Annotated in this window: 20 protein-coding genes; 3 read left to right on the top strand and 17 right to left on the bottom strand. The window is 68.2% G+C overall.

Annotated elements, in window-relative coordinates; genetic code table 11:
- Positions 1-4: 4 nt before the first annotated feature.
- From phoU to pstS, 5 genes are all read right to left on the bottom strand, one after another.
- The gene (gene phoU / locus AC3EF3_RS08340) at positions 5-709 is read right to left on the bottom strand and encodes a phosphate signaling complex protein PhoU (protein WP_488531687.1); all 705 of its coding nucleotides are present in this window, start codon (positions 707-709) and stop codon (positions 5-7) included.
- Positions 710-719: 10 nt separating this feature from the next.
- Complete coding sequence (pstB, locus tag AC3EF3_RS08335; protein WP_488531686.1) at positions 720-1,499, bottom strand: phosphate ABC transporter ATP-binding protein PstB; 780 nt, start codon at positions 1,497-1,499, stop codon at positions 720-722.
- A gap of 5 nt (positions 1,500-1,504) precedes the next feature.
- Positions 1,505-2,392 (bottom strand): phosphate ABC transporter permease PstA, encoded by an 888-nt coding sequence (gene pstA / locus AC3EF3_RS08330; RefSeq protein ID WP_488531685.1) that lies wholly within the window; start codon positions 2,390-2,392, stop codon positions 1,505-1,507.
- On the bottom strand, positions 2,389-3,351 hold the full coding sequence (pstC, locus tag AC3EF3_RS08325) for a phosphate ABC transporter permease subunit PstC (protein ID WP_488533757.1): 963 nt from the start codon (positions 3,349-3,351) through the stop codon (positions 2,389-2,391). Before pstC ends, pstA begins: the two co-directional genes overlap by 4 nt.
- 88 nt (positions 3,352-3,439) lie before the next feature.
- Complete coding sequence (pstS, locus tag AC3EF3_RS08320; RefSeq protein WP_488531684.1) at positions 3,440-4,486, bottom strand: phosphate ABC transporter substrate-binding protein PstS; 1,047 nt, start codon at positions 4,484-4,486, stop codon at positions 3,440-3,442.
- 185 nt (positions 4,487-4,671) lie between these two features.
- Here pstS and AC3EF3_RS08315 point away from each other — a divergent pair, with 185 nt between their 5' ends.
- From AC3EF3_RS08315 to ppx, 3 genes are read left to right on the top strand one after another with little or no spacing between them, the layout of a single operon-like run.
- On the top strand, positions 4,672-5,160 hold the full coding sequence (locus tag AC3EF3_RS08315) for a fasciclin domain-containing protein (RefSeq protein ID WP_488531683.1): 489 nt from the start codon (positions 4,672-4,674) through the stop codon (positions 5,158-5,160).
- Between the two features lie 3 nt (positions 5,161-5,163).
- Positions 5,164-6,294, top strand: coding sequence for an ABC transporter substrate-binding protein (locus AC3EF3_RS08310; RefSeq protein ID WP_488531682.1), 1,131 nt, complete (start codon positions 5,164-5,166; stop codon positions 6,292-6,294).
- A gap of 34 nt (positions 6,295-6,328) precedes the next feature.
- Positions 6,329-7,813 carry an exopolyphosphatase gene (gene ppx / locus AC3EF3_RS08305; protein WP_488531681.1) on the top strand — a complete coding sequence of 495 codons (1,485 nt, stop codon included), beginning with the start codon at positions 6,329-6,331 and terminating at the stop codon, positions 7,811-7,813.
- Here ppx and AC3EF3_RS08300 read toward each other — a convergent pair.
- The 12 genes from AC3EF3_RS08300 to AC3EF3_RS08245 form a co-directional block, all read right to left on the bottom strand.
- Positions 7,810-8,481 (bottom strand): aquaporin, encoded by a 672-nt coding sequence (locus tag AC3EF3_RS08300; RefSeq protein WP_488531680.1) that lies wholly within the window; start codon positions 8,479-8,481, stop codon positions 7,810-7,812. The genes ppx and AC3EF3_RS08300 overlap by 4 nt on opposite strands.
- Complete coding sequence (locus AC3EF3_RS08295) at positions 8,478-8,921, bottom strand: arsenate reductase ArsC (RefSeq protein ID WP_488531679.1); 444 nt, start codon at positions 8,919-8,921, stop codon at positions 8,478-8,480. Before AC3EF3_RS08295 ends, AC3EF3_RS08300 begins: the two co-directional genes overlap by 4 nt.
- Positions 8,922-9,356: an ArsI/CadI family heavy metal resistance metalloenzyme gene (locus tag AC3EF3_RS08290; protein ID WP_488531678.1), complete on the bottom strand. Its 435-nt coding sequence runs from the start codon at positions 9,354-9,356 to the stop codon at positions 8,922-8,924. It abuts the gene before it with no gap.
- 10 nt (positions 9,357-9,366) lie between these two features.
- Complete coding sequence (locus AC3EF3_RS08285; protein WP_488531677.1) at positions 9,367-9,696, bottom strand: ArsR/SmtB family transcription factor; 330 nt, start codon at positions 9,694-9,696, stop codon at positions 9,367-9,369.
- Between the two features lie 66 nt (positions 9,697-9,762).
- The gene (locus tag AC3EF3_RS08280; protein ID WP_488531676.1) at positions 9,763-10,224 is read right to left on the bottom strand and encodes a SixA phosphatase family protein; all 462 of its coding nucleotides are present in this window, start codon (positions 10,222-10,224) and stop codon (positions 9,763-9,765) included.
- Between the two features lie 4 nt (positions 10,225-10,228).
- Entirely contained in the window at positions 10,229-12,322 is a 2,094-nt protein-coding gene (gene ppk1, locus AC3EF3_RS08275) for a polyphosphate kinase 1 (protein WP_488531675.1), read from the bottom strand.
- 19 nt (positions 12,323-12,341) lie between these two features.
- Positions 12,342-13,445, bottom strand: coding sequence for a glycosyltransferase family 4 protein (locus AC3EF3_RS08270; RefSeq protein ID WP_488531674.1), 1,104 nt, complete (start codon positions 13,443-13,445; stop codon positions 12,342-12,344).
- Positions 13,442-14,335: a UDP-2,3-diacylglucosamine diphosphatase gene (locus tag AC3EF3_RS08265; RefSeq protein ID WP_488531673.1), complete on the bottom strand. Its 894-nt coding sequence runs from the start codon at positions 14,333-14,335 to the stop codon at positions 13,442-13,444. Before AC3EF3_RS08265 ends, AC3EF3_RS08270 begins: the two co-directional genes overlap by 4 nt.
- A complete protein-coding gene (locus AC3EF3_RS08260) occupies positions 14,245-15,063 on the bottom strand; it encodes a GNAT family N-acetyltransferase (protein ID WP_488531672.1) in 819 nt (272 codons plus the stop codon). Before AC3EF3_RS08260 ends, AC3EF3_RS08265 begins: the two co-directional genes overlap by 91 nt.
- Before the next feature lie 98 nt (positions 15,064-15,161).
- Entirely contained in the window at positions 15,162-15,905 is a 744-nt protein-coding gene (locus AC3EF3_RS08255) for an alpha/beta fold hydrolase (RefSeq protein ID WP_488531671.1), read from the bottom strand.
- Positions 15,902-16,921, bottom strand: a complete 1,020-nt coding sequence (locus tag AC3EF3_RS08250) for a M14 family zinc carboxypeptidase (RefSeq protein WP_488531670.1) — start codon at positions 16,919-16,921, stop codon at positions 15,902-15,904. Before AC3EF3_RS08250 ends, AC3EF3_RS08255 begins: the two co-directional genes overlap by 4 nt.
- A gap of 146 nt (positions 16,922-17,067) precedes the next feature.
- On the bottom strand, positions 17,068-17,469 hold the full coding sequence (locus AC3EF3_RS08245) for a hypothetical protein (protein WP_488531669.1): 402 nt from the start codon (positions 17,467-17,469) through the stop codon (positions 17,068-17,070).
- Between the last annotated feature and the right edge of the window lie 52 nt (positions 17,470-17,521).

Below are 17,521 nucleotides of genomic sequence, written 5' to 3'. Positions count from 1 at the left end.
TCGATCAGCGGATGGCGGATTCGATGTGTTCCATCGAAGTATGGCGCACGTCGGCGCCCTTGACGATGTAGATGATGAACTCGGCGATGTTCTTCGCGTGATCGCCGATGCGCTCGATCGCCTTCGCGAGGAACAGCAGGTCCAGGCTCGCGGAAATCGTGCGCGGGTCTTCCATCATGTACGTGATGAGCTTGCGCACGAACCCGTCGAACTCCTGGTCGATCAGGTTGTCCTCCTTCATGATCGACACCGCCGCCGTCGTGTCCAGGCGCGCCAGCGCATCCAGCGCCTTGCGCAGCAGGCCCGCGGCCATGTCGGCCGCCACGCGCAGGTCCGACGACGGCAGCGCGCGCACGGCGCCACTTTTCTCGATGATCGACTGCACCATGCGGGCGATCTTCTCGGTCTCGTCGCCCACGCGCTCCAGGTTGGCCGTGGTCTTGGAGATCGCCATCAGCAGGCGCAGGTCGCGCGCCGTCGGCTGGCGCCGCGCGATGATGGACGACAGCTCGCGGTCGATCTCGACCTCCATCGCATTGACCTGGTCCTCGATCTCGATCACCTTGGCCGCCGCCGCGGCGTCGTACTGCGCCAGCGCGTACATCGCGTGCCGCAGCTGCGATTCCACCAGCCCGCCCATTTCGAGGACGCGCGAGGAAACGCCATTGAGTTCGGTATCGAACTGCGTGGAAAGATGCTTGTCCGCCATCGCGTACTCCTTAGCCGAAACGGCCCGTGATGTAGTCCTCGGTCTCGCGCCGCTTGGGCTTGAAGAAGATCTGCTCGGTCTCGCCCACTTCGACGAGATCGCCCAGGTACATGTAGGCGGTGTAGTCGCTGACGCGCGCGGCCTGCTGCATGTTGTGCGTCACGATGACGACCGTGTAGTCCGACTTCAGTTCGGCGATCAGCTCCTCGATCTTCGCGGTGGAGATCGGGTCGAGCGCCGAGCACGGCTCGTCCAGCAGCAGCACCTCGGGCTTGATCGCGATGCCGCGCGCGATGCACAGGCGCTGCTGCTGGCCGCCGGACAGGCCCGCGCCGCTCTGGCCCAGCTTGTCCTTCACCTCGTTCCACAGCGCCGCCTTGCGCAGCGCCCATTCGACCCGCTCGTCCATGTCGGCCGCGCTCAGGCTCTCGAACAGGCGCACGCCGAAGGCGATGTTGTCGTAGATCGACATGGGGAACGGCGTGGGCTTCTGGAACACCATGCCGACCTTCGCGCGGATCAGCGCGACGTCCTGCTTCGAGGTGAGCAGGTCCTCGCCGTCGATGACGATCTGCCCTTCGGCCCGCTGCTCAGGGTACAGCTCGAACATGCGGTTGAAGGTGCGCAGCAGCGTGGACTTGCCGCAGCCCGACGGCCCGATGAAGGCCGTCACCTTCTTCTCGGGGATGTCGAGGTTGATGCTCTTGAGCGCGTGGAACCTGCCGTAGAAGAAGTTCAGGTCCTTGACCGAGATCTTCGGGATTTCCGGCGCTTTGGTCGTGAGATTCATGGCGTTCAGGTGCGGGCCCGCGTGAGCACGCGGGCGAGGATGTTCAGGCCCAGCACGGCCAGGGTGATGATGAAGACGCCGGCCCACGCCAGCTGTTGCCAGTTCTCGTACGGGCTCATCGCGAACTTGAAGATGGTCACGGGCAGGCTGGAAATCGGCTGCGACAGGTCGCTGGTCCAGAACTGGTTGTTCAGGGCGGTGAAGAGCAGCGGCGCCGTCTCGCCCGCGATCCGCGCGAGCGCCAGCAGCACGCCCGTCACCACCCCCGCGCGGGCAGCGCGCAGCGTGATGCTCATGATCACGCGCCACTTCGGCGCGCCGAGCGCGTAGGCCGCTTCGCGCAGGCCCGACGGCACGAGTGCCAGCATGTTCTCGGTCGTGCGGATCACGACCGGGATCACGATCAGCGCCAGCGCGATGATGCCGGCCCAGCCCGAAAAGCTCTTGTAGCGCGCGACCACGACCGAATACACGAACAGGCCGATCACGATCGACGGCGCCGACAACAGGATGTCGTTGACGAAGCGCGTGGTCGAACCCAGCCAGCCCTTCGGGTCGTATTCGACGAGGTAGATGCCGGCCATGATGCCGACCGGCGCGCCGATGAAGGTCGCCAGCATCACCATCACGAACGAACCCCAGAGCGCGTTCGCCAGCCCCCCTGCCTCGTTCGGTGGCGGGGTCATCTGGGTGATCGTCGACCAGGTGAGCCCGCCGATGCCGAGCACCACGGTCTCCCACAGGATCCATACCAGCCAGAAGATGCCGAACACCATCGCGGCGAGCGACAGGCCCAGCGCGATCCTGTTGATGCGCTTGCGGGCGGCGAACATGCGCTCGCGCGCCTGGCTCGCGTCGGCGCGTTCGAGCAGCTGGGCGCCGGTACCCCTCATGCGCGCGCTCCTTCGGCCTTGCGCAGGCGCGCCAGCAGCAGCTTGGACAGCGACAGCACGACGAAAGTGATGAAGAAGAGCACGAGGCCGAGGTAGATCAGCGCCGCCTGGTGCATGCCGCTGGCCGCTTCCGCGAATTCGTTGGCCAGTGCCGAGGTGATGCTGTTGGCCGCCTGGAACAGCGACAGCGATTCGAGCTGGTTGAAGTTGCCGATCACGAACGTGACGGCCATCGTCTCGCCGAGCGCGCGGCCCAGGCCCAGCATGATGCCGCCGATGACCCCGGCCTTGGTGTAGGGCAGCACGACCTTGGAGACGACTTCCCAGGTCGTCGAGCCCAGTGCGTAGGCCGACTCCTTGAGCATGGGAGGCGTCACCTCGAACACGTCGCGCATGACCGCCGAGATGAACGGGATGATCATGATGGCCAGGATGATCCCGGCCGAGAGGATGCCGATGCCCACCGGGGGGCCGGCGAACAGCGCGCCCAGCACGGGGACATTGCCGAACAGGGCCTGCAGCGGCTGCTGCACGAACTGCGCGAGGATGGGCCCGAACACCAGCAGGCCCCACATGCCGTAGACGATGGACGGCACGGCGGCGAGCAGCTCGATGGCGGTGCCGAGCGGACGCTTGAGCCACGCCGGCGACAGCTCGGTGAGGAACAGCGCGATGCCGAAGCTCACCGGCACGGCGATGACGAGCGCGATGGCCGAGGTGGCCAGCGTGCCGTAGATCATCACCAGCCCGCCGAATTCGCCGCTGACGGGGTCCCAGACGTTGCTGGTGAGGAAACCCAGCCCGTACTTGTCGATCGCCGGCCACGCGCCGACGACCAGCGAGGCCAGGATGCCCGCGAGCAGCGCGAGCGTGAGCAGGGCCGCCCCTTTGGCGGCCCAGGCGAACAGCGTGTCCGCGATCTGCGCGAAGCGGCGCGGGGCCGCCGGGGGCGGCGTCATCTCGCGCTCGCGCGAACCAGCGAGCCTCCTCGGCAGGGTGGCCTCATGGGCCGGCAGTGTAGAGGACAAGCCCGCTCCTTCCGTCCGGTCAGCCGGCGGTCTTGTACGCGATCGGCTTGCCGGCCGCGTCCTTGACCTGCGTATCCCACAGCTTCTCGATCTGCTGCTTCACGCTGGCGGGCATGGGCACGTAGTCCAGGCTCTCGGCCGTCTTGTCGCCGTTCTTGTAGGCCCAGCTGAAGAACTTCAGCACGGCGGCGGCCTGGGCCGGCTTGTCCTGCACCTTGTGCATCAGGATGAAGGTGGCACCGGTGATCGGCCACGATTGCGGGCCCGGCTGGTTCGTGAGGATCTGGTAGAAGCTCTTGCTCCAGTCGGCGCCGGCCGCGGCGGCCTTGAACGCGGTGTCGTCCGGCGCGACGAAGTTGCCGGCCGCGTTCTGCATCATCGCGTACGTCATCTTGTTCTGCTTGACATAGGCGTACTCGACGTAGCCGATCGAGTTCGGCAGGCGGCCGACGAACGCGGCGACGCCTTCGTTGCCCTTGCCGCCCGCGCCCGTGGGCCAGTTGACGGCCGTGCCTTCGCCGACCTTGGACTTCCAGTCGGCGTTCACCTTCGACAGGTAGTTCGTGAAGATGAAGGTCGTGCCCGAGCCGTCGGCGCGGCGCACGGGGGCGATGGCGGCGTCAGGCAGGTTCAGCGACGGGTTGAGCGCCTTGATCGCCGGGTCGTTCCACTTCGTGATCTTGCCGAGATAGATGTCGCCGAGCACCTGGCCGTTGAGCTTCATCTGGCCGGGGGCGATGCCCTTGATGTTGATCACGGGGATCACGCCGCCGATCACCGTCGGGAACTGCACCTGGCCCTTCTTGGCCAGGTCCTCGTCCTTCTGCGGCATGTCCGACGCGCCGAAGTCCACGGTCTTCGCGTCGATCTGCTTGATGCCGGCACCGGAGCCCACGGACTGGTAGTTCACCTTGACGCTGGTCGCCTTGTTGTAATCGGCGGCCCACTTGGCGTACAGGGGCGCGGGGAAGCTGGCGCCGGCGCCGGTCACGTCCTGCGCCTGCGCGTAGCCCGCGAATGCGAGCGCGGCCGCGCCGATCAGCGCGATCTGGGGGATTCGGGTCATGTCATTCACCTCTCGTTGGGCTGATGGAATGCGGCCACTCTAGGAAGATTTTGTGACATCTCCATGACACAGCCTCCGGGCCGGGGCTGAGGCGGGGTTTTCGTCACCGATCTGTCATGCATCGGTCACTCGTATGTCACGGATGTTTCCTACGCTCGGCCCGACCCTTACAACCGGAGGAATCCATGATCCATCGCCGCATCCTGCTGCTCGCGCCCGTCGTTGCCCTCGTCGCCGCCTGCGCGACCCAGCCCGCCGCCTCGCCGGTGTCCGTGGCCGACACCATCGCGCAAGATCCCGAGCTTTCCACGCTCAACACGCTCGTGGCGCAAGCCGGCCTGGCGGAGACGTTCAAGGCCCCCGGCCCGATCACCGTCTTCGCGCCGACCAACGAGGCCTTCAAGTCGGTGCCGGCCAAGACCATGGACGAACTCGCGCACGACCCGGCCAAGCTCAAGGCCGTCCTGAGCTACCACGTCGTGCCGGCCCGGCTGACGGCGGCCGACGTGAAGAACGGCAACGTGAAGACGGCCCAGGGCGCCAACGTGGCGCTCGCCAAGGCCGGCGAGTACGTCACCATCGAAGAAGCGATGGTCCAGCACGCCGACATCGTCGCCACCAACGGCGTGGTCCACACCGTGGACCGGGTGCTGATGCCCCCCAAGAGCCACTGAGCGGTGAGCCCCCACCGTTTCAGCCGCCGGCAGTTGCTGCTGGCCGGCGGCGCCAGCGTGATGGCAGGCGCCGTGCGCGCCCAGCCCGGCAAGGCCGCAGGTGGGCCGCTCACGATCGCACAGGTGTTCGATGCGTCCCCCGGCCAGCAGGATGTCTCGAAGGACTTCCTGATCGGCAGCCGCGCCGCCTGGCAGGACATCAACACGCGCGGCGGCATCCGCGGCCGGCACGTTCAGCACCTGAACCTGGAAGTCGACGGTTCCGCGGCCTCCGTGCGCGCGGCCATCGCGTCCATCAGGGACAACGCCACGTGCATCGCACTGTGCGGCACGGCCGGCGACCTCGCGGCCAACCGCGTGGTCGAGGTGCTGCGCAGCGAGCAGCTTGCGATCGCGCACGCGGCGCCGTGGCTGCAGAACTCCGCAACCGACGTCGACGAGCGCACCTTCCCGATCTTCGCGGCGCGGCAGGAACAGGTGGCGCATGCGCTGAAGTCGCTGTCGGTCATGAGCATCACCGAGATCGGCGTGGTGTACGCATCCGACCCCGAACAGGCCGCCTACAAGGACGACATCGCTCGCGTGGCGGCGGAACTCAAGGTGAAGCTGCAGGCGTTCGGCGCGGGCGGCAACCTGCAGCGCCTGGGCGCGCAGCTCGGGCAGAACAGCCCGGCCGTCCTGCTGTTCGTCGGCGGCACGCCGGAGCTGGTGCAGTTCACGCAGGGGCTGGAGAAGCAATCCCGCCAGCGCTACGTGGTCGCGCTCGCCGACGTGAACCTGCAGACGATGATCCAGATGGGCGCCGCGCGCACCACGCCGGTCATCGCCACGCAGGCCGTGCCGGTGGTGAACGCGGCGCTGCCGATCGTGCGCATGTACCGCGATGTGCTCGGGCGCCTGTTCGACGAGCCGCCCACGCCTCTGAGCCTGGCCGGGTTCATCGCTGCGCGCTACACCTACGAAGTGCTGGCCGACATCGATGGGCCGGTCACGCGCCACAGCGCGCTTGCCGCGTTCCAGCGTCGCAGCGCGCTGGATGTCGGCGGCTACCGCATCGTGTTCGACGCGCGCCGGCGCGGCGGTGCCTACGTCACCCAGTCGATGCTTGCGCAGGACGGCCGCGTCATTGGTTGAGCCCCCGCCCCGCGGGGCCGGTGTATCCTGAGCCATGCAGAACGGCACCCTGCTCGCCGCGGTCGACCTCGGCTCCAACAGCTACCGGCTCGAGATCGGCCGCTACGAACACGGACAGGTCCGGCGCACGGAGTACATCAAGGAAACCGTGCGCCAGGGCAATGGCCTGGATCCGGCACGCAATCTCACGCGCGAGGCCATGCAGCGCGGCTGGGAGTGCCTGGCGCGCTTCGGCGAGCGGCTCGCGGGCATGCGCAAATCGCAGGTGCGCGCCGTGGCCACGCAGACCTTGCGCGAAGCGCGCAACCGCGAGGAGTTCCTGGCCCGCGCGCACGAGGTGCTCGGATTTCCCATCGACGTCATCTCCGGCAAGGAGGAAGCACGCCTGATCTACCAGGGGGTCGCGCACCTGCTGCCGCAATCCGACGAGCAGCGGCTGGTGGTCGACATCGGCGGCCGTTCGACCGAGTTGATCCTGGGCCACGGCTACGACGCACGCGTGATGGAAAGCTATCGCGTGGGCAGCGTCGCCTGGTCGATGCGCTATTTCCCGCAAGGCGTGCTGGCCGACGATGCGTTCGACGCGGCCGAGGTGGCGGCGCAGGCCGTGCTGGAAGAAGCGATCGGCTCGTACGCGCCGGACCAGTGGCAGGTGAGCTACGGGTCCTCGGGGACGATAGGCGCGGTGGCGGACATCCTCCAGGCGTCCGGTGGTGCTCCCGGCGAAATCACGCGCGAAGACCTCGACTGGTTGCGCGAGGTGCTCGTGTCGGCCGGCCATGCCGACAAGGTCAAGCTGCCGGGACTGAAGGACGACCGGCGCCCGGTGATCGGCGGCGGGCTGGCCGTCCTGCGGGCGGTGTTCGAGACACTCGGGATCCACGAGATGCAGGCCGCGCAGGGTGCGCTGCGCCATGGCGTGCTCTACGACATGCTCGATCGCGAGAAGGCCGACACCGACGTGCGCTCCGCCACCGTCAGCCGGCTGTGCGCGAAGTTCGACGCGGACACGGCCCACGCCACGCGCGTGGCGCGAACCGCCTGCACGCTGCTGCGGCGCCTGCGCAGCAATGACGAGCCGCAGGTGCTCGCGCGCCACGAGCGCAAGCTCGCCTGGGCCGCGCAGCTGCACGAGATCGGCAGCGCCGTCTCGCACAGCGACTACCACAAGCACGGCGCCTACATCCTGGACAACACCGATGCCCCGGGCTTCGCGGTGCCGGAACTGCACCGCCTCGGCCTGCTCGTGCTCGGCCACCGCGGCAAGCTGCGCAAGCTCGAGGCCGACTTCGACGACGAGCTGTTCGTGCACCAGCTGATCTGCCTGCGGCTCGCCGTGATCCTGTGCCACGCGCGGCGCGACCCGGACGTCGCGGGCCTGCAGCTGGCCGGCACGGGCCGCAAGCTGACGCTCAAGATGCCCTCGGCATGGTCGAAGAACTACCCGCAGTCGGCGTACCTGCTGCGCCAGGAAGTCGAGGCCTGGCAGAAGATGCCCTGGGCCTTCGCGCTGGCCTAGCCCCGATCGAAGTGTGACGCGGCCCAGGTGCCGACCGCCCCGCCGGCGAACTGCGCGGCAATGAAGGCTGCGGCACTGGCAGGCGCGATGCCGGCGAAGGTGTCGCTCAGCATGCGGCCGACCACCGCGGCGGGATTCGCGAACGACGTGCTCGCGGTGAACCAGTAGGCGGCGCCTATGTAGGCGGCGACCAGCCCGGCGATCTTCTCGCGCGGGCCGCGCAGGATCACGAACATCAGGCCGGCGGCCGCGACCGCCTCCGCGAGCCATTGGCCAGCGCTCGCGCGCGGTTTGGCGCTGATCTGCACGACGGCTTCATCGAACATCGCGTTCGCCAGGAATGCGCCGAGCACGGCGCCCGCCAGCTGGGCGACGATGTACAGCGGCGGCAGCGACAGCCGGTCGTGCGCGCTCATCTTGCCGCGCCAGGCGAGCATCAGCGTGACGACGGGATTGAAATGCGCCCCGCTCGCGGGACCCAGGACCTCGATCAGTACGTAAAGCGCGAACACGGTGGCCAACGTGTTCGCGAGCAACGCGACACCGTCGTTGCCGGCACTGAGGCGCTCGGCCATGATGCCCGAGCCGATCACCGCGCACAGCAGCATCGCCGTGCCGAGGAATTCGGCGAGCAATGCCTTGCGGATGTCGGGCGCGGCCGGGCTCATGACTCGCCCAGCAGCTCGGTTTGCAGGCGTGCGTGGATCGCGTCCAGGGTGCGGCGGAAGGCTTCGCGCCGGTCCTCTTCGCTGCCCTGCACTTCCGATGGGTCCGCATAGCCCCAGTGAGCCCGGGCCGGATGTCCCGGCCAGACGGGGCAGACCTCGCCGGCGGCGTTGTCGCACACCGTGATGACCAGGTCCATCTGCGGCGCGCCGGGCCGCGCGAACTCGTCCCAGCTCTTGCTGCGAAGCCCCTCGGTCGAAATCCCGGCCTGTCGCAGCACCTCGAGGGCGAGCGGATTCGGCTGCTGGTTCTGGCGCGGGCTGCTGCCCGCCGAGTAAGCCTGGAAGCGCCCGCGCCCGATGTGGTTCAGCATCGCTTCGGCGAGGATGCTGCGCGCCGAATTGTGCGTGCAGAGGAAGAGGACGTTGAGCGGCTTGCCCATTCAGCAGCAGGCCTTCCCGGTGTCCTTCGCGGCGCAGCAGCCGGCGGCGGGAGCCCGCGTCTCGCTGAACGTGGGGATCGACTCCAGCGTGTGGAACTGCTCCCAGGCCACGCCTTGCGGATCGGTCACCCAGTACTTGTCGCTGCGGGCGTAGCAGCAGCTGGTCCTGCCTTCATCGAGCAAGGCCATGTCCGCCTGCGAAGCGCGTGCCTTCAGCGCGGCGAGATCCTCGTCGCTTTCGACCTGGATGCCCAGGTGATCGACACCGGTGGCGCGCCCGCGGGCCGAGATCGCGAAGTTCACCGGCGGATCGTCCAGCATCCACTTCGCGTAGTCCGATTCGGTGCGGGCGGGTTGCTGGCCGAACATGGCGTTGTAGAAGGCGATGTTCTTGGCCAGGTCATCGACATGTACGTGCACGTGGAAGCGTTTCATGGAAGTCCTTTCAGCAGTTTCTGCACGACGAAGCGGGCTGCTTCACTTCGCACGCCGCGCCCTCGCAGCAATGCTCGGTGAGGTAGCCCAGCACGGAATTCATGGCCTTGAAGTTCGCGCGGTAGATCAGGTTGCGGCCGTTCTGTTCCACGGTCACGAGCTTCGCTTGCGCGAGCGTCTTGAGGTGGAACGAGAGCGCGTTCGGCGCAATGCCCAGCATGCCGGCGAGCACCGAAGGCGTGATGCCCTCCGGGCCCGCCACCACCAATGCGCGGAAGGCACGCAGGCGCTGCGGCTGCGCGAGCGCGGCGAGCGAATCGACGACGGCGGCCTCTTTCATGATTCAACCATACAAGAATAATTGAATCATTGCAAGCGACGGTCCGGCCCGCGGCTTCCCTGCCGGTCAGACCATGTCCGGCGACTGCACGGCCACCAGCACGACCTGGTCCTCCCCGGCCCGCTCGCGCGAGCGGAACCACCACACGGCGCCCTTGCGGATCGTGAGTTCGCGCGGCTTCATGCCGAGCAGCTTCGAGGCGGTCTCGCCGAGCGTCGGCTGGTGACCGACGATCAGCACCGGCTGCTTGGCATCGGGCCACTGCGCGGCTGCGAGGACCGCGTCGGGCGACGCATTGGGCGCGAGCTCCTCGCGAACCTTGTACTTGCGCCCGAGCGGCAGCACGGTCTGCTCGCAGCGCAGTGCGGGGCTGCACAGGATCTTCACGCCATCCGCGAGCTGCCGGTCCAGCCAGGCCGCCATGCGTGCGGCCTGCTTCTCGCCGCGCGGCGTCAGCGCGCGCTGCAGGTCGTCGCCGCCCGGCGGCGCGTCTTCGGCTTCGGCATGGCGCCACAAGATCAAATCCATCGCATCAGCTCCTTTCCTCGCCTGCCGGCGCCGAGTAGCGTGCCATCAGCGCGGATTGCGCGCCATGGCCCTTGGGCTCACCCGCGCCCTTGACGCGCTTGTAATGGCCGTCGGGCATCAGGTCCCAGGCATCGCGATTGTCGTGCAGGCAAGCCACCAGGCATTCGTCGATGATGCGCTGGCGCAGCTTCGGGTCGTTGACCGGCCACGCCAGTTCGATGCGCCGGAGCATGTTCCGGTTCATCCAGTCGGCGCTGGACAGCAGCAGCTGCTCCTCGTCGTCGAGCCGGAAATAGAACACCCGCGAATGCTCGAGGAAGCGGCCGATGATCGAGCGAACCCGGACGTTGTCGGTCACGCCGGGCAGCCGGGCCGGCAGCATGCAGGCGCCGCGCACGATGAGGTCGATCTGCACGCCCAACTGTCCCGCCCGCACCAGCGCCTGGATGAGCGGGATGTCGGTCAACGCGTTGAGCTTCAGGACGATGCGCGCCTTCCTGCCGGCGGCCGCGCCTTCGGCCAGCGCCTCGATGCGGTCGATCAGCTTGCGATGCAGGTGGAAGGGCGCGAGCCACACCTGCGACAGGCGCGGCAGGCGGCTGTGGCTGGCCAGGTGCACGAAGACGCTGTCGACGTCCGCCGTGAGCGCCGCATCGGCCGTGAACAAGCCCACATCGGTGTACTGGCGCGCCGTGCGCGGGTTGTAGTTGCCGGTGGACAGGTGCGCGTAGCGTGCCAGGTGGCGGCCTTCCCGGCGCGTCACGAGCAGCATCTTCGCGTGCGTCTTCAGGCCCACCACGCCGTACACCACCTGGGCGCCGATCGCCTCCAGGCTTTCGGCCCAGTTGATGTTGGCCTCCTCGTCGAAGCGCGCCTTCAGCTCCACGACGGCGGTGACTTCCTTGCCGCGGCGCACGCCTTCACGCAACAGCTCCATCAACTCCGAGTCGTTGCCGGTGCGGTAGATGGTCTGCTTGATCGCGAGCACCTTCGGGTCCTCGACGGCTTCGCGCAGGAAGGCGACCACGCCGTCGAAGCTCTCGAAGGGGTGATGCACCAGCACGTCGCGCTTTCGAAGCTGCTCGAAGATCGGACGGCCCGGCTGCAGCTGCGTCGGATAGCACGGCTTGTAAACCGGGAACAGCAGGTTCGGCGCGTCCACGATGTCGATCAATTGCGCCAGCCGCACCAGGTTCACCGGCCCGTGCACGCGATAGAGCGACTGCCCGGGCAGGCCGAACTGCTGCAGCAGGAAACTCGCCAGGTAGTCGGAGCAGCCGGCGGAGACCTCCAGCCGCACGGCCTGGCCGTAATGGCGCTGCTGCAAGCCCAGGCGCAGCGCCGTGCGCAGGTCCTTCACATCGTCCTCGTCCACCGCGAGGTCCGAATGGCGCGTCACGCGGAACTGCGAGAACTGCCCGACGTCGCGGCCCGGGAAGAGTTCGCCCAGGTGCGCGCGGATCACGCTGGAGAGCGAAACGAACAGCGTCTTGCGGCCCGACACCCCGGGCGGCATCCTGATCAGGCGCGGCAGCACGCGCGGCACCTTGACGATGGCGATCTCGTTCTCGCGCCCGAACGCGTCCTTGCCGCCCAGGCGCACGATGAAGTTGAGCGACTTGTTGGCGACCTGCGGGAATGGATGGGCAGGATCGAGCCCCACCGGGATCAGCAGCGGCCGCACTTCGCTTTCGAAATGCTCCCGCACCCAGGCGCGCTGCGCGGCCGTGCGCTCGCCATGCGCCACGATCTCGATGCCCTGCTTCGCGAAAGCGGGCATCAGCTCGTCGTTGTAGAGCGCGTATTGCTTGTCCACCAGCGTGTGTGCGGCGCGCGCGAGCGCCTCGAAGCTCTGGACCGTGTACTCGCCCTTGTGGTCGCCCGACTTGAACGCGTCGAGGTGCGGCGCCGCGCGCACCTCGAAGAACTCGTCCAGGTTCGACGAAACGATGCACAGGTAGCGCAGCCGCTCGAGCAGCGGCACGTCGGCGCGCTGGGCCCAGTCGAGCACCCGCTCGTTGAAAGCGAGGATGCTGTGGTCGCGGTCGAGAAAGGGAATGGCCTCGGCCAGGGCCGCAGGCACTGGAACGGCCGACATGCGCGCTCGGGTGACAGGGTTATGACAGTGTCGAGGAGTCCGATGACAGTTTCGTGACACCGGCCAGCGCCCAGGCGCGGCGGTCTTCGGCCCGCGCCGGCACCAGGTGGCCCTCGAAAACCCGCGAGGCGTGCTCCCAGCTGAAATCCAGCGCTCGCGCCCTCGCCTCCTCGCGCGGCACCGCCAGGGCTTCATGGCAGGCCTGGCGCAGATCGCCATTCATCGCCCCGCCGACCGGGCGCCCGTCGGGATGCGCGCGGCCGAGCACTTCCAGCGGGCCATCGACCGGGAATGCCGCCACCGGCGTGCCGCTGGCCATCGCCTCGACCATCACCAGCCCGAACGTGTCCGCATGGCTGGGAAAGACGAACACATCCGCGGACGCGTACAGCTGCGCGAGCTTGTCGCGCGGCAGCAGGCCCACCCAATGCACATGCGGATACTTCTGCTTGAGCTGTGCCTCGACCGGACCTACACCGCACACGATCTTGCTGCCCGGGAACTCCATGTCGAGGAAGGCCGCGATGTTCTTCTCGTAGGAGACTCGGCCGACGAACAGGGACACCGGCCGCGGCAGTTCGCCCAGCAGCTCCCAGGTGCCCGCTTGCGCCTGGAACTTGAACAGGGTCGTGTCCACGCCGTGCGTCCAGGGCCGCAGGTGGCGCAGGCCGCGCTGCTCGAGCATCCGCAGCACGCTCTGCGTCGGCACCATGACGCCGGACGACGGCCGGTGGAAGTGGCGCATCACGGCATAGCCCCAGGACACCGGTACGATCTTCGTGGCCGCGTTCACGATCTCCGGGAACTTCGTATGGAACGCGGTCGTGAAATTCAGCTTGCGCTTGAGGCAGTATCCGCGTGCCGCCCAGCCGAGCGGCCCCTCGGTGGCGACATGGATCGCGTCCGGCTGGAACGCATCGAGCAGCTCCGCGACGCGCTTCTTCGGGCGCACGGCGAGGTCGATGCCGGCGTAGCCGGGACAGGGACGCGTGGCGAACTGGTTCGGCTCGACCACTTTCACGTCGTGGCCGAAGCCGCGCAGCTCGCGCACGAGCTCGACCAGTGTCGTGACGACTCCGTTCACCTGCGGTTGCCAGGCATCCGTGACCAGTGCGATCTTCATACCGTCTCCTCCAATCTGGATCTCGCGACGGCGGGCACCTCGTGCGTCGGCGCCCAGTGGAGCAGCTCCAGCGTGCCGTCCAGGTGTTCGACCAGGGCGCTGCGGCTTTCCACCCAGTCGCCGTCGTTGCAATAGAGGACGCCGGCTATGGTCCGCATCTCCGCCCGGTGGATGTGGCCGCAGACCACGCCCTGGTAGCCGCGCCGGCTCGCCTCGTGCGCCACCGCCTGCTCGAAATCCGTGACGTAGTTCAGTGCCTTCTTCACCTTGTGCTTCAGGTAGGCGGACAGCGACCAGTACGGCAGGCCGAAGCGGCCGCGCAGGCGGTTGAGATGGCGATTGAGCTTGAGCGTGAACTCGTACAGCGTGTCGCCCAGGTACGCGAGCCATTTCGCGCATTGCACCACCGCGTCGAAGTCATCGCCGTGGATCACCCACAGCTTGCGGCCGTCGGCCGTCGCGTGCACGGCCTCGCGCAGGACTTCGACGCCACCGAAGTGGTGACCCGTGAAATCGCGCGCGAACTCGTCGTGGTTGCCCGGCACGTAGATCACGCGGCAGCCCTTGCGCGCCGCACGCAGGAGTTTCTGCACGACGTCGTTGTGCGGCTGCGGCCAGTACCAGCGCTTGCGCAATTGCCACCCGTCGACGATGTCGCCGACCAGGTACAGGTATTCGCAGGGATGGTGCTTCAGGAAATCGAGCAGCGCGAGCGCCTGGCAGCCCGGGGTGCCCAGGTGGATGTCGGAGATGAAGACCGCGCGCACATGACGCTCGATCGGCAGCTCCATGTCGCGTTTCACGCTGCGAAGTGCTTGCGGTAGCGCGGCGGCAGGTCCGCGATGCGCATCAGCATCGGCAGGTCGGCCGAGTTGAAGTCGGGGTCCCATGCCGGCGGGCCGAGCACCTTGGCGCCCAGCCGCAGGTAGCCCTTGATCAGCGCGGGCGGCTCCACCTCGAGCGAGCCGTCCAGGCGGTCGATCGGCAGCGGCAGGCGGGGGCGGACGTGGTATTCGATCGGCGCAAGGTGCGTCTGGCTCACCTGCTTCCAGATGCTCGCCGCCGCATCCCCGGAGAGCACGCCGTTGTGCAGCATGGGGATGCTCGCGCAACCGATCATCGTGTCGAGCTGGTTGCGGTTCATGAACTCCGCGAGTGCCCCCCACAGCGCGAGGATCACCCCACCGTGGCGGTGGTCGGGGTGCACGCAGCTGCGGCCCAGCTCCACCATGCGGTCACGCAGGTGCCGCAGTCGCGTCAGGTCGAATTCCGTGTCGCTGTAGAAGCTGCCCGCGCGCACCGCCTGGGCCGGCGTGAGCACGCGGTACGTGCCGATCACTTCGTTCGTTTCGCCGTCCCGCACCAGCAGGTGCTCGCAAAAATCGTCGAACAGGTCGACGTCGTGTCCGGGCAGCGGCGTGTCCAGGCGCGCGCCCATCTCCTTGGCGAAGACGTCGTAACGCAGGCGCTGCGCCTGCCTCACTTCGTCCTGGTGCTGCGCCCAGGCCACCAGCGCAGGACGGCGTTCGACGCGATCAGGCGAATCGCTTCGATGAAGCGACCCCCGTGGCAGCGAGACCGGCGAGAGCGGCAGGGTCGGGGTGGGCAATTCGTTCATGGTTCACCTCGGAGCGTTGCCGCAGTGTCCGAGGCGCAGGTGACGCGCTCGTGGCAGTTCCGCGTCGCTTCGATGACAACCATGACGGTTGCGTGAAATCACACGTCCTGCCATCGTGCGCACTGCCGCGCGAGCCAGCCCGGATCGTCGAGCGCGATCTCGTGGCCCGCCGCCGGATGCAGCAGCAGCGGCCAGCTCCAGCGACGGGCGATTTCGATCGAGCACTCGACCGAGACGAGGCGATCGGCCGTGGACGCGATCACCAGCCCCGCAACTTCGGGGCGTGAGCCGGGCCAGCGATAGCGCATCGCAGCCAGCAATTGCCGCGCCGCATTGGCGGGCGAGCTCGGCGCCTCGCGCGCGTAGTGCGCCCACCGCGCGACCACGGCTTCCTTGCTCGCCAGGTTGCTGCAGATGCCGACGATGCGGCGTTCGCGGTCCTCGGGCGTGCGCCCCGGCAGGGCTGCGCGAGCCAGGGCCCAGGCCGCCGCGGGCCGCAGCCGCCGCCAGGGCGGGGAAATTCCGCCTGCGCTGCCGTTGACCAGCACCAGGGACGCGACCTCGCCCGGGTAGCGCCGCGCCCACTCGATGGCCACCATCGCCCCGAGCGACAGGCCCACCAGGTGAGCGCGCGAGCCCGCGGGCAGACCTTGTCGGTAGGCCTCGACCATGTCCGGCACGCTCGCGGGGCTGCGCAGGTGGCGCAACTCGCCGTTGCCCGGGAGGTCGGGCGTGATCACCGGCGCCCCGTCGCCCAAGGCGGCCGCGAGCCGCTCCGGAAAGGACTCCCAGTGCCGGCTGTTTCGCGCCAGTCCGCGCAGCAACACCCAGGTCGCGCTCATGCCGAATACCAGCGCGCCCGCGCGAGCCGCCGGTGCCGCTCCCTGTCTTCCTGCGTGGCGGGAAGCCAGCGCGGCGCGGATATCGCCGCCCGCACGATGAAATCGAGCAGCGGCCAATGGCGGCGCAGCACGCGCTGCTCGCGATGCCCGACGAGCGGATTGAACAGGCCGCGCAGCGAAAAGAACTGGCGCGGATTCTTCTTCACCCACAGCCACGAACCCATTTCCAGCGTGAGCGGCAGGAAGACGCGCGAAGGATCGGCACGCAGCACCAGGTGATCCCACAGGTCGCCGTGCGCCAGGTACTGCCGGCTCTGCGGCTCGATCAGGTACACGTGATGCGTGTGCGTCTCTTCGAAGATCGCGTGCATGGCGTGGAGCTGAGCGAGCGCGGCGAACGGCGCGCGCCGTCCCGCGAACGGGAACCACAGGCGGTCGCGCATGCCGAAACCCGAATGGCAATCGAGCGCGATGGCGAAGGGCCGCGGCAGCAGCTCGCGTTCGACCGTGTCGCACAGTGCCCGGCTTTCCGGCTGCATCGGCTCGCCCAGCCGGCCCCGGTACCAGGGCAGGCCCGGCGAAATCCGCTGGCCGCCGACCAGGAAGGGCACGGGATCGGCGGCCTCCACGGGCGAATTGCGCATCAGGTCCACGCCCGCGGGATTGGCGCGCGTGCCGCGCCACATGCCTCCGGGATTCACCAGGGGCATGAAGACGAAACGCATCGTCTCGAGCTGGCGATGCAGCGTCTCGTCCCACGCGAGGCGCGCGACGATGCTGCGCAGGAACGAGAGGACCACCTGCGTCCCGATGCGTTCCAGCCCGTGCACGCCGGCGAAGAAGCCGGCCGCGGGCGCCTGGGCGCTTTCGCTGCCCAGCGCGATCGCATAGACCGGCAGCGCCGCCATGCCGGGCGCGCCCGCGCTCTCGTGGCGCGTGACGCGCAGTGCGCTGCCCCCGGCAGCGATGATCTCCTCGAGCGCTTCGAGTTCGGGTGGGCCTAGCGCGCGATCCATGCGCGCAGCCGCCAGCGCTGCAGCGTCAGGAATTCGGCGAGACCCTGCGCCAGTGCGAAGAGCAGCGCGGCAATGCGAATCGCGGATGGTTGCGGCTGGAACATCAGCCGCGATGGTGGGCCCGGTTTATGGCAAGGGTGTGACGGCTAGAAGCGGATCCCGGCCGAGAAGCGCAGGCGCTCCTGCGGCACGAGGTTCACGGGCGGCTCGTACGAGAAGCGGACGAAATAGCGCGGCCAGTCGTAGTTGACGGCCAGGCCCAGCCGTTGGTTGGGACCCCGGCTGAGCTGCAGGGACAGCGACCGGCCGCTGGCCCAGCGGTAGCCGCCCGCCAGATTCACGCTTGCCGGGCCGGGCGCCAGGTCGACCTGCCCGAACCAGTGGGGGCCAGCCCGCAACGAGAGGCCTGCACCGGACGTATCGCCCCCCAGCGCCAGCGCAGGCGCCAGTTCGTAATCGGCCGTGAACCCCTGCGCATGGGCAAGCCCTGGCGGCACAGCCATCAGGGCCGCAGCGATCATGAGGCGAAGCGGGCTCACGATACCCATGAGCTTCAATGTAGTCCTGCCGCGCGCTTTGCGCACGCGTGCCATGCGGGCC

The organism is Ramlibacter sp. GS1-15 (genome assembly GCF_057785015.1).
This window is presented reverse-complemented; position numbering and strand designations above follow the sequence as displayed.

Excerpts from the sequence above, each read along its gene's own strand:
- phoU (WP_488531687.1), bottom strand. The coding sequence starts at position 709 with ATGGCGGACAAGCATCTTTCCACGCAGTTCGATACCGAACTCAATGGC.
- pstB (WP_488531686.1), bottom strand. The coding sequence starts at position 1,499 with ATGAATCTCACGACCAAAGCGCCGGAAATCCCGAAGATCTCGGTCAAG.
- pstA (WP_488531685.1), bottom strand. The coding sequence starts at position 2,392 with ATGAGGGGTACCGGCGCCCAGCTGCTCGAACGCGCCGACGCGAGCCAG.
- pstC (WP_488533757.1), bottom strand. The coding sequence starts at position 3,351 with ATGACGCCGCCCCCGGCGGCCCCGCGCCGCTTCGCGCAGATCGCGGAC.
- pstS (WP_488531684.1), bottom strand. The coding sequence starts at position 4,486 with ATGACCCGAATCCCCCAGATCGCGCTGATCGGCGCGGCCGCGCTCGCA.
- AC3EF3_RS08315 (WP_488531683.1), top strand. The coding sequence starts at position 4,672 with ATGATCCATCGCCGCATCCTGCTGCTCGCGCCCGTCGTTGCCCTCGTC.
- ppx (WP_488531681.1), top strand. The coding sequence starts at position 6,329 with ATGCAGAACGGCACCCTGCTCGCCGCGGTCGACCTCGGCTCCAACAGC.
- AC3EF3_RS08300 (WP_488531680.1), bottom strand. The coding sequence starts at position 8,481 with ATGAGCCCGGCCGCGCCCGACATCCGCAAGGCATTGCTCGCCGAATTC.
- AC3EF3_RS08295 (WP_488531679.1), bottom strand. The coding sequence starts at position 8,921 with ATGGGCAAGCCGCTCAACGTCCTCTTCCTCTGCACGCACAATTCGGCG.
- AC3EF3_RS08290 (WP_488531678.1), bottom strand. The coding sequence starts at position 9,356 with ATGAAACGCTTCCACGTGCACGTACATGTCGATGACCTGGCCAAGAAC.
- AC3EF3_RS08285 (WP_488531677.1), bottom strand. The coding sequence starts at position 9,696 with ATGAAAGAGGCCGCCGTCGTCGATTCGCTCGCCGCGCTCGCGCAGCCG.
- AC3EF3_RS08280 (WP_488531676.1), bottom strand. The coding sequence starts at position 10,224 with ATGGATTTGATCTTGTGGCGCCATGCCGAAGCCGAAGACGCGCCGCCG.
- ppk1 (WP_488531675.1), bottom strand. The coding sequence starts at position 12,322 with ATGTCGGCCGTTCCAGTGCCTGCGGCCCTGGCCGAGGCCATTCCCTTT.
- AC3EF3_RS08270 (WP_488531674.1), bottom strand. The coding sequence starts at position 13,445 with ATGAAGATCGCACTGGTCACGGATGCCTGGCAACCGCAGGTGAACGGA.
- AC3EF3_RS08265 (WP_488531673.1), bottom strand. The coding sequence starts at position 14,335 with ATGGGACCCCGACTTCAACTCGGCCGACCTGCCGATGCTGATGCGCAT.
- AC3EF3_RS08260 (WP_488531672.1), bottom strand. The coding sequence starts at position 15,063 with ATGAACGAATTGCCCACCCCGACCCTGCCGCTCTCGCCGGTCTCGCTG.
- AC3EF3_RS08255 (WP_488531671.1), bottom strand. The coding sequence starts at position 15,905 with ATGAGCGCGACCTGGGTGTTGCTGCGCGGACTGGCGCGAAACAGCCGG.
- AC3EF3_RS08250 (WP_488531670.1), bottom strand. The coding sequence starts at position 16,921 with ATGGATCGCGCGCTAGGCCCACCCGAACTCGAAGCGCTCGAGGAGATC.
- AC3EF3_RS08245 (WP_488531669.1), bottom strand. The coding sequence starts at position 17,469 with ATGGGTATCGTGAGCCCGCTTCGCCTCATGATCGCTGCGGCCCTGATG.